Source organism: Arthrobacter sp. Y3221159, assembly GCF_059089885.1.
Window position 1 is genome coordinate 1 of record NZ_JBNHFC010000037.1, and the last position, 9,384, is coordinate 9,384.

12 protein-coding genes are annotated in these 9,384 nt (G+C 64.9%); 5 read left to right on the forward strand and 7 right to left on the reverse strand.

All coding sequences use genetic code 11. The annotated features are described in order from the left end of the window. Together AC5RT3_RS20300 and pknB are read left to right on the forward strand one after the other, a co-directional pair. On the forward strand, window positions 1-780 hold a 780-nt coding region (locus AC5RT3_RS20300), incomplete at its 5' end, for a PASTA domain-containing protein (RefSeq protein WP_494125071.1). A 38-nt stretch (window positions 781-818) separates the two neighbouring features. Beyond that, window positions 819-2,747 (forward strand): Stk1 family PASTA domain-containing Ser/Thr kinase, encoded by a 1,929-nt coding sequence (pknB, locus tag AC5RT3_RS20305; RefSeq protein ID WP_494125075.1) that lies wholly within the window; start codon window positions 819-821, stop codon window positions 2,745-2,747. A gap of 16 nt (window positions 2,748-2,763) precedes the next feature. Here pknB and AC5RT3_RS20310 read toward each other — a convergent pair whose 3' ends face one another. Genes AC5RT3_RS20310 through AC5RT3_RS20320 form a run of 3 tightly spaced genes read right to left on the reverse strand, consistent with a single transcriptional unit; the run spans window position 2,764 to window position 4,366 of the window. Next, a complete protein-coding gene (locus tag AC5RT3_RS20310; protein WP_494011382.1) occupies window positions 2,764-3,405 on the reverse strand; it encodes an aminodeoxychorismate/anthranilate synthase component II in 642 nt (213 codons plus the stop codon). Then, window positions 3,402-3,572, reverse strand: a complete 171-nt coding sequence (locus tag AC5RT3_RS20315; protein WP_494051991.1) for a hypothetical protein — start codon at window positions 3,570-3,572, stop codon at window positions 3,402-3,404. The genes AC5RT3_RS20310 and AC5RT3_RS20315 overlap by 4 nt, the downstream gene beginning before the upstream one ends. Before the next feature lie 2 nt (window positions 3,573-3,574). Then, a complete protein-coding gene (locus tag AC5RT3_RS20320) occupies window positions 3,575-4,366 on the reverse strand; it encodes a class E sortase (protein ID WP_494125072.1) in 792 nt (263 codons plus the stop codon). 172 nt (window positions 4,367-4,538) lie between these two features. Between AC5RT3_RS20320 and AC5RT3_RS20325 the strand changes: the two genes are divergently transcribed. Continuing rightward, window positions 4,539-4,790 carry a cell division protein CrgA gene (locus AC5RT3_RS20325; RefSeq protein WP_494011385.1) on the forward strand — a complete coding sequence of 84 codons (252 nt, stop codon included), beginning with the start codon at window positions 4,539-4,541 and terminating at the stop codon, window positions 4,788-4,790. Between the two features lie 42 nt (window positions 4,791-4,832). Further along, a complete protein-coding gene (locus tag AC5RT3_RS20330; protein WP_494011386.1) occupies window positions 4,833-5,450 on the forward strand; it encodes a DNA-3-methyladenine glycosylase I in 618 nt (205 codons plus the stop codon). A gap of 176 nt (window positions 5,451-5,626) precedes the next feature. Here the strand turns inward: AC5RT3_RS20330 and AC5RT3_RS20335 are convergent, their stop codons facing one another. The 3 genes from AC5RT3_RS20335 to AC5RT3_RS20345 all read right to left on the reverse strand — a co-directional run bounded on the left by AC5RT3_RS20335 (window position 5,627) and on the right by AC5RT3_RS20345 (window position 8,065). Continuing rightward, complete coding sequence (locus AC5RT3_RS20335; RefSeq protein ID WP_494011387.1) at window positions 5,627-6,100, reverse strand: carboxymuconolactone decarboxylase family protein; 474 nt, start codon at window positions 6,098-6,100, stop codon at window positions 5,627-5,629. Window positions 6,101-6,631: 531 nt separating this feature from the next. Continuing rightward, entirely contained in the window at window positions 6,632-7,510 is an 879-nt protein-coding gene (locus AC5RT3_RS20340) for a rhomboid family intramembrane serine protease (RefSeq protein WP_494125073.1), read from the reverse strand. Between the two features lie 9 nt (window positions 7,511-7,519). Further along, on the reverse strand, window positions 7,520-8,065 hold the full coding sequence (locus AC5RT3_RS20345) for a peptidylprolyl isomerase (RefSeq protein ID WP_009359538.1): 546 nt from the start codon (window positions 8,063-8,065) through the stop codon (window positions 7,520-7,522). A gap of 154 nt (window positions 8,066-8,219) precedes the next feature. On the opposite strand from AC5RT3_RS20345, the gene AC5RT3_RS20350 reads away from it, so the two are divergent. Further along, complete coding sequence (locus AC5RT3_RS20350) at window positions 8,220-9,212, forward strand: hypothetical protein (protein WP_494125074.1); 993 nt, start codon at window positions 8,220-8,222, stop codon at window positions 9,210-9,212. 74 nt (window positions 9,213-9,286) lie between these two features. On the opposite strand, the gene AC5RT3_RS20355 is transcribed toward AC5RT3_RS20350, so the two are convergent. Then, the coding region (locus AC5RT3_RS20355) for an IS3 family transposase (protein WP_494125076.1) at window positions 9,287-9,384 on the reverse strand (98 nt) is incomplete at its 5' end.

The following is a 9,384-nucleotide window of genomic DNA, read 5'->3' on the forward strand; positions in this document are numbered from 1 at the left end:
ACGGGGGCGGTAATGGGGCCGGTTGACGCATCGAAAAGAAGCATGCCGGGTACGGCGGCGCGTGCTGCGTTGATGTCACCGTTGCGGATTGCCTCCGATACGGACGGCCCGCAGGGTCCGCTGGCCCGCGCCAACGCGCTGGCTGCCGAGCGCAACTGGGTGCCGGAAGAGACAACGTACGACGACGAGCCCGCCGATGAGCCCGAGCGGAAGGGCCGCAGCCCCTGGACCTGGCCCCTCATCGCCCTGATCCTGCTGGTGCTGTTCGCGTTGGTGGGGTTCTTCCTGAACCAGCGGGGGATCCTGTTCCCGTCAGACGGCGCAACGTCCAGCCCGCCGTCGTCCAGCCCACAAACCACCACCGCCAGCCCCACCCCGACAAGGGCCTCGCCCACGCCCACCGTCACGAGGAACACACCGACGCCCACCCAGGAGCCCCAGCCGGCAACTGTCAACGTGATTCCGGCGGCATACCTCGGCAAGGACTACCGCCAAGTCCAGTCGGAACTTTCCAGCCTGGGCCTCGCAGTGACGGTCCAGCCGCAGCAGACCAATGAGGCCGCACCGGGAAGGGTAGTGGGACTGAACCCGACCGGACCATTGCCGGTGGGATCGCCCATCACTGTCACCTATGCCGTCGCCCCGCCGGCCCCAACACCCACCCAGACACCGACGCCGGTTCCCACCACGTCGTCGGTGGCAGCGCCCACCGCGACGTCGCTGCTGCCTGACTGCGCAGACGGTGAACTTCCGGGTGCCCCGCCAACCTGCAAGCCGTAGCCCCAGGACAGCCAGTGAATGAGTCACCGCGCACCCCAATGCACCGGGAGGACAGCCTCCCGGTGGACAACCAGCGTGTCCTGAACGGCCGCTATGAACTGGGCGGCCTGATCGGCCGCGGTGGCATGGCTGACGTCTACCGTGGCACCGATACCCGGTTGGGGCGCACAGTGGCCATCAAGCTGCTGCGCCCCGACCTGGCCCGGGACCCCCAGTTCCAGGCCCGGTTCAGGCGCGAGGCCCAGGCGGTTGCGGCGCTGAACCACTCGTCCATTGTTGCCATCTATGACACCGGGGAACACCTGGTGCCGGACGGATCCGCCGAATCCGTCCGCGTGCCCTACATCGTGATGGAATTCGTGGAGGGCAAGACCATCCGCGAGCTCATCCGCGCCAACCGCGTCACCATCGACGAGGCCATCGACTATTGCCTGGGCGTCCTGGCCGCACTGGAATACAGCCACAAGGCCGGAATTGTGCACCGCGACATCAAACCGGCCAACGTCATGTACTGCGAGGGCTCCGACTCGGTGAAGGTGATGGATTTCGGCATCGCCCGTGCCATCGCCGATTCCTCAGCCACCATGACGCAGACGCAGGCCGTGGTGGGTACGGCCCAGTATTTGTCGCCGGAGCAGGCCCGGGGCGAAACAGTGGATGCGCGCAGCGACCTGTACTCCGCTGCCTGCCTGCTCTATGAAATGCTCACGTCCCGGCCGCCCTTCATCGGCGACAGCCCGGTCTCCGTGGCCTACCAGCACGTCAGGGAGATACCGGAGCCCGCCAGCAGCGTGAACCCCGACGTGTCCCCGGCACTGGACTCCGTGCTGGCCAAGGCCCTGCAGAAAAACCGGGATGACAGGTTCCAGGACGCCGCCGCCTTCCGGCGCGCCCTTCGCGCGGCGAGGTCCGGAATTCCGGTCATGGCAGTCCCCGCCTCGGAAGCCCCCACCGACCCCAACGACTATGTGCCTGCAGCGGCGCCGGCAACCCAGGCCTTCGCTGCCACCGGTGCGAGTTTCCTGGATGACGCTCCCACCGGCCGGCTGGCCGCCACCTCCGCCTACTCCGACCGCGGCACCGCCGCCCTGCCCGCCCCTGAGGAGGAGAACGCGGCCGCCGCGCCCCTGCCGTTGGGGTTTGCTCCCGAGCGGGATCGGACTTCGCGGCAGACGTCCCGCCGTCGTGCGTGGATAGCCACCCTGGTGGTGGTCACCCTGCTGGTCCTGGCCGGCGGTGGCCTGTGGCTCTACGACACAGTGAACCGGCCCGCGCCCATCGTGCAGGTGCAAATCCCGGCGGTAGCCGGGATGACGGAGTCCGCCGCCCTGCAGGAACTTTACAAGGCCGGCCTCCCGCCCAGGATTGTCCGGCTGCAGCATGACACCGTAGCCAAGGGAACCGCCATCGGCACCGAACCGGCGTCCGGAGCCCTGAACCCGGGCACGGAGGTGGTCCTGAACATCTCGGAAGGTCCCAGCGCCGTCAAGATTCCGGAGAGCCTTCCCGGCAAGACGGAGGCTGCTGCCCGGGACATTCTGCGCCAAAGCGGGCTGGTGGGCGCCCCGTCCACCACCACCGCCAACAGCGCCACGGTCCCGGCGGGAATCGTCATCACCACCAGCCCTGCGCCCGGCCAGATGGTGGGCGTTGGAACCACTGTTGAACTGGTGGTCTCCACGGGCAAGGTGGCAGTCCCCGAACTGCGCGGCCGCACCCGGGAGGAGGCCGAGTCTGCCCTCAAGGAACTGGGCCTGGTCCCGAATGTCATCGAGGTGGAAAACGGGCAGGTGGAGGCCGGGCGCGTGACGGACCAGAGCGATCCCGTCAACGCCGCCGTGGAGCAGGGCAAGACGATCAGCATCGTGGTGGCCAAGGCGCCGCCTCCACCCCCGCCGTCGCCCACCGCAACCCCGACGCCGACGGCGACGGCTACGGCGACGCCCAGCAAGAAGGGCCTGCTCTAGGCCAGCGCCGGGTGCGTCAGTGCTGGATGAGCGGGCTCAGCTTGGCAGCCCGTGCGGCCGCACCCTTCATGCCCAGCGACTCGAGCCAGTTGCCGAGCATCTGGTAGCCGCCCTCAGTCAGGACCGATTCCGGGTGGAACTGGACACCGCACAGCGGAGCGGTACGGTGCTGGAGTCCCATGACCACACCGGAGGCAGTTTCTGCCGTCACTTCCAGGACATCCGGAATCGTCTCCCGCACTGCAGCCAGGGAGTGGTAGCGGGTGGCCGTGACCGGGGAGGGGAGTCCCGCGAAGACGCTGGTGCCAATGTGTTCCACCTGTGACGTCTTGCCGTGCATCAACTCCGGGGCATGCGTCACCTTGCCGCCGAAAGCCTCCGCCAGCGCCTGGTGTCCCAGGCACACGCCGAACATCGGGACGCTGTTCTCCCCGCACCACCGGATCAGCTCGATGCAGACACCGGCCTCGGCCGGGTTGCCCGGACCGGGTGAGATCAGGACGCCGTCGCGGGTGCCGGCCAGTTCGATGGCCTCGGCGAGGGTGACGTCGTCGTTGCGGACCACGGTGGTCTCGGCGCCGAGTTCCTGGAGGTAGCCCACCAGGGTGTAGACGAAGCTGTCGTAGTTATCCACCACGAGGATCTTGGTTGTGGTCATGGCTGGTTTGCTGCACCAATCGTTGAGTCAGTGAACTGGGTGTACTCGGACATCCACGGAAAAAGGAACTGGACCATCAATACCAGTGCAACGGCAATGAGCACCAGCGAGGTGACCATCCGCAGCCACAAGGGCCCGGGAAGGTGGCGGAAAATCCATCCGTACATGCTCAGCCCTTTCCTATCGCTGCCGCCACCTGCGCGGCGATTTCGGCGGGCGGACCGGCGGAGGCCGGCCGCCAGCTGTCCAGCAGGGCGTAGGCGATGATGCGCTCTTCCGCCCCGAAACGCGGGTTGCAGCTGGTCATGGTGAGGTAGCTTTCCGTGGGTGTGACGCCGGGAAGGGTTGGCACCGGCTCCAGGACGTCGGTGCGGCTGGGCATCACGATCTGGTTGTTGCGGAAGACGTACACGTAGTAGCCGTCCTTGGTTTGCACATAGATCTTGTCGCCTGGAACCAGGGTATGGATGTTGTCCAGCACTGCGCCGTGCGTCTGCCGGTGGCCGGCGACGGCGAAGTTTCCCACCGCCCCGGGCATGGCCGTGGTGGCGTAATGGCCAAGGCCAAGGGTGTCCAGGACGTCGCTGGTGGTGCCCTGCACGATGGGCCGGGTGTAGCTGGTGCCGAAGCGGGGGATGTACATGATGCCGATGGTTCCGGCGTGGCCGGGGGCGGCTCCCACCACCGGTGGTCCGAAATCCTCGGCGGGCGCGGGTCCGTCTGCTTCCTGCGGGGCGGGGGCCGGCGGCGGGTTGCCGAGGTCCTGGGCAAACTCCTTGATGACTTCGCTCTGCCGCGCATCCGATTCCACGTTGGTCCACCACAGCTGCCAGGCAACGAACAACAGGAGGATGATGCCTGCGGTGATGAGGAGTTCGCCGAGTATCTGGATGGTCATGCGTACTATTCCGACGCCGGCAGCCGGGGCAACGGCGGGCCTCGCCTTCTCCTGCAATACCACGCGTTCTCCTCGGGGCGGTTCCGCTGGGCACCGGGGGCCCAGGAAGTCCGGCTAGAATTGGCTGCTAGTAAGAATCAAGATTTGTCCAAGATCGCGCAGACCGCTGGCAATTTCCTTCTTGCAGGATATCAAGCCCGGCACGCCGAGCTTGCCCAGCCGCCAAGGAGACCCAGTGCCCGAGTCAAAGCCGCGAAAGAAGACCGACAGCACCGTCCAGCCGGCTTCCCCGCAGGCGTACAAGCCGAACCCCGTATGGTTCAAGCCCGTCATGTTCGGGCTGATGATCATTGGGCTGTTCTGGATCATCACGTACTACATCAGCGAAGGTCTCTTTCCGGTCCAGGCATGGGGATCCTGGAACATCGTGGCCGGCTTCGGCATTGCCATCATTGGCTTCCTGATGACCACGCGCTGGCGCTCCTAGGCCTTCTTCTCCAACAATCCGACGGACTCCAGGAGGAACCGGATGGCTGCCGACACTGCCGGCTCGGCGATAGTCGGCGACGACGGCCTCGCCCGCCCGGCCTGGGCATCATCGGATCCACTGCTTAGGGAGTACTACGACCAGGAGTGGGGCCTTCCCGTTACCGACGAGCAGGGCCTCTACGAACGGATCTGCCTGGAGGGTTTCCAGGCCGGGCTGTCCTGGGCAACCATCCTGCGCAAGCGGCCGGCGTTCCGCTCCGCCTTTGAGGGCTTCAGTCCGGACGCGGTAGCGCTGTTCACTGCCGCCGACGTGGAGCGGCTCATGCAGGATCCTGGCATCGTCAGGAACCGCATGAAGATCCTCGCCACCATCAAGAATGCCCAGGCCACCATTGCCCTGCGGAAAGAGGGCGGCCTGGTGGACTTCGTGTGGCAGTTCCGCCCCGCGTCCACGCCGCACCCGGTTGTGCACACCGATATCCCCACCCAGTCCGGGGAGTCGGTGGCACTCTCAAAAGCCCTCCGTAAGAAGGGCTTCGCCTTCGTGGGGCCCACCACCATGTTCGCCCTGATGGAAGCAATCGGAATGGTGGATACCCACCTCCTGGACAGCCACCGCCGGGGTTCCTCCGGGGTATGGCCGGAACCAGGCAGCTAGGACGTTCTCCCCAACTGTTGGGAAAGTTATCCACAATGTTGAAAAACCTGCGGATAACGCTGCCTCTTATCCACCGTCCGGCGCCCACTGGGGCCAGGCGGTAAAACATGCCCCTGCCATTCGGTTATTAACACTGTGGAATACCCTGTGGATAATCCCCGCTGGGGGAAGTGCAGCTAGCTTTCCTGGCGGTCACGCCGGACCGGATGGTGGCTCACGATCGAGATGCGGTTGAAGGCGTTCATGCTGACCGCCACCCAGCTGACCACCGAGAATTCCTCCTCCGTCAGGGACTTCCTGGCCGTGCCCTCCTCCTGCTCGCGGAGGTGCTGGCCGGGGAGTTCAGTAATGCTTTCCACAAGGGCCAGCGCGGCACGTTCCTTCTCGGTGAACAGCGCCGTATCGCGCCATGCCGGCAACACCGCCAGGCGCTGCGACGTTTCCCCGGCCTCGAGTGCTTCCCGGACGTGGAGGTCCAGGCAATAGGCGCAACCGTTGATCTGGGAGATACGCACGTTGAGGAGTTCCAGGGTCCTGGCGTCTATCCCGGCGTCCGCGGCCGCTTCTTTGACCTTCAGGGCCAGCCCGTTGATAGCGCGCCAGACAGCAGGGTGCTGCTTGTCGAGGAAGATGTGCTGTGTGGCGGTCAAGGAAGGTCCTCCTGGAAGGGCGGGATGGGCAAGCGGCACTTGAAGCTTATCCACTTACCAACATTCCAATACCCACAAGTTATCCACAGCTGTGGAAACCGGTTGGGGATTATTTGCCAGCCAAGGCCTGCACGCTGGGATCCAAGGTGAAAAGGCGACCGGAACTACACCGGCAGAAGTTACTAACAGTGTGCATAAGACTGTTGAAAGGATCGCCTGCTGCGGTCATCACTCCACTGGAAGCCAGGGTATCCAAGGCTTTATCCACAAACCACCCGGAAAGGCGCGGTTTGTCCACTTAAGCACAGGTCTATCCCCAAGAGTTATCCACAAGTGTGGAGAAAAGCGCCCTGCCGTTTGGAAAAGTCCCGGAAAGCGGACGCTGGCGCACGAAGCGGTCGTGAATGACACGGATGTAAGTTATTAACACTGTGGATAAGGGCTGTGGAAAAACAGAACCCCCGGCACCTGCGGGTGCCGGGGGTCTTGCGCCTCGTTCGAGATTGTGGGCTTTGCCCGTTGCGGGTCCGGCTATAGCGTGACGCGTACCCACGCCGCTAGGGCGAGGAGGACCAGCACAGCCGCCAGCCCGGCCGCCTGGAGCATGCCTTGGCGAGGACCGCGGGGAGTATAAGCAAGTACTGCCGCGCACAGCCCGCCTGCAACCAGGCCACCAAGGTGGGCCTGCCAGGCGATCTGGGGGATTACGAAACCGATCACGCCGTTGATCGCGATCAGCACCCACAGCTGGCGGGTGTCACCCCCACGGTGGCGCTGTACCAGGAGCATGGCCCCGAAGAGTCCGAAGATGGCTCCCGAGGCGCCCACTACACCATAGAGAGGCCTGCCGGGTTCGTAGAGGGGGGTCAGCAGAAGGTAGCCGACCGAGCCGCCGATGGCCGAGATCAGGTACAGCGCCAGGAACCGTGCCCGTCCCAGCAGGGGCTCCAGCGCCTGCCCGAAGGCCCACAGCATGTACATGTTCAGCACAATGTGCAGGATGAACCCCTGCGAGTGGAGGAACGCCGCGGTGAGCATCCGCCACGGCTCAAACTGGCCGTACCGGGGCTCGGCGTAGATGTTGGCAAAGCCAAGGGTCTGGTAAATGGCGTCATTGGGGATCAGCCACTGCAGGACGTACAGGACTGCGCACACGGCGATGATCCCGAACGTCACCCTTGGCTTGCCGGCCGCGACGGCGCCGCCGTAGACAGTCCGTACCTCCGGCGTCGTACGCTTTGCCTCGTTGACGCAGTCGACGCATTGGAATCCGACGGCGGCCGCCCGCTGGCAGTCGGGGCATGCGGGGCGCCCGCACCGCTGGCAGCGTACATAGGACGGCCGGTCAGGGTGCCGGGGGCATACCGGGACCTGGGCGGACGGCTCAGCCGACGGAATTCCGTAACTCATGGTCTGGTGTTACAGCTGCTCGATATCGATGCTGTTGATGGTGACGTCCTCCACGGGGCGGTCGCCCATGCCGGTGCGGACACCTTCGATGGCGTCGACAACCTTCTTGGATTCCTCGTCAGCCACTTCACCGAAGATGCTGTGCTTGCCCTGCAGCCAGTCGGTGGGGATGGTGGTGATGAAGAACTGGGAACCGTTGGTGCCCTTGCCCATCTGGATGCCGGCGTTCGCCATGGCCAGCTTGTAGGGCTGGTTGAAGCTGAGCTCGGGGTGGATTTCGTCGTCGAAGCGGTAGCCCGGTCCGCCGGTGCCGCGGCCCAGCGGGTCGCCGGCCTGGATCATGAAGTCCTTGATGATGCGGTGGAAAATCGTCCCGTTGTACAGCGGAGTGCCGGTCTTGTCCTCGCCGGTCTCCGGGTGGGTCCACGCCTGCTCGCCGGTGGCGAGGCCGATGAAGTTCTTGACGGTCTTGGGCGCGTGGTTGCCGAAGAGGTTAACAACGATGTCGCCGAGGCTCGTGTGGATGGTTGCTTTTGCGGTTGCGATTGCAGTCATAGGGCCCATTCTTCCACGCCGGTCCCTGCCGGTTGCGGCTGCTGCAGCAGTTCCGCGCTGGGTGAAATCGCCCTGAAATCCGCGGTGGGAATAGCAGGTGAAGATCAAGCCACGTAGGCTAACCACAGACCGTCACATTAATCGGGAGGTAGTTGTGAAGAAATCGGATCGTATTGCCCGTGACCTTGAGCTGTCAGTCATCGGGGCAGTTGAGAATGCCAAGGATTGGGCCGCCCCCCGTGTGGAAGCAGCTGTGGACTGGGCGGTTCCCCGCCTCCAGCACAGCCTGGATACCGCCTCTCCCAAGATCCAGGAAGGGCTGAAGACGGCGGCGCACAACCTGGCCGACGGGGTTGCCACCGTGACCCCCCGGATTCAGGACGGCCTGGCGCAGCTAGCCCCGAAAATCAACGACGCCGTCGAGGGCGCCTCACCGCGCCTGCACGAGGCACTGGACAGGGCCACCCCGGTGGTCCTGAACGCGCGCGACCGCGTTGTGGTGGAGTACCTTCCACGGCTCTCGGACCAGATCGGCCACGCGTCCGACGCCGTCCACCGCACCCTGGAGGGCACTCCGGCCCGCGTGGATGCAGTCGCCCAGAAGCTCGGTGACGTTGGAATCATCCACGCCCTCCAAGAGCAGGCCCAGGCTACCGGCACCCAGCTGAAGGCGGCCGCAACGGAAGCCGGACGTACCGTCGGAATTCAGCTGGCCCAGCCGGAACCGCCCAAGAAGCAGCGCGGCTGGCTGGTCTTCGGCGTCATTGCTGCGGCTGTGGCTGCTGGCGTTGCCGCCTGGAAGGCCTCCAAGCCCGTTGAGGACCCGTGGAAGACGCCCTCACCCGTGACTCCAGCTCCGACGCCGGCACCGGTTTCAGCCTCCACTGTCAACGAGGTCAAGGAAACCACGGCTGACGCTGCTGACAAGGCCAGCGACGCCTCGGCTTCGGTTGCCGCTGCAGGTGCGGGCACAGTGTCCGAGAGTGCGGACACCGTTAAGGACAAGTCCGGGGACGTGGCGGACAAGGCCAAGCACGTGGCGGATGATGCTGCCGAAACCACGGCCAAGATTGCCACTGACGCGAAGACGGCCACCAAGAATATCGCTGCCAACATGAACGGGGACAAGGGCGCCAGCCAGGCCTAGTCACCCGCACACACCGCGAAGGGGTTCCGTCTCATTGAACTGGTCCCCGAAAGTTGGACTGGGTAAGTAAGAGCTTAAGCCGCGAGGGCCTGAGCACGGTATTGCACCGGGCTCAGGCCCTCGAGCTTTGTCGAGATTCTTTCGTTGTTGTACCAGCGGATGTACTCGTTCA

What these genes read in the sequence shown, in the direction of transcription:
- pknB (WP_494125075.1), top strand. Translation starts at nt 819, where the DNA reads ATGCACCGGGAGGACAGCCTCCCGGTGGACAACCAGCGTGTCCTGAAC.
- AC5RT3_RS20310 (WP_494011382.1), bottom strand. Translation starts at nt 3,405, where the DNA reads ATGACCACAACCAAGATCCTCGTGGTGGATAACTACGACAGCTTCGTC.
- AC5RT3_RS20315 (WP_494051991.1), bottom strand. Translation starts at nt 3,572, where the DNA reads ATGTACGGATGGATTTTCCGCCACCTTCCCGGGCCCTTGTGGCTGCGG.
- AC5RT3_RS20330 (WP_494011386.1), top strand. Translation starts at nt 4,833, where the DNA reads ATGGCTGCCGACACTGCCGGCTCGGCGATAGTCGGCGACGACGGCCTC.
- AC5RT3_RS20340 (WP_494125073.1), bottom strand. Translation starts at nt 7,510, where the DNA reads ATGAGTTACGGAATTCCGTCGGCTGAGCCGTCCGCCCAGGTCCCGGTA.
- AC5RT3_RS20345 (WP_009359538.1), bottom strand. Translation starts at nt 8,065, where the DNA reads ATGACTGCAATCGCAACCGCAAAAGCAACCATCCACACGAGCCTCGGC.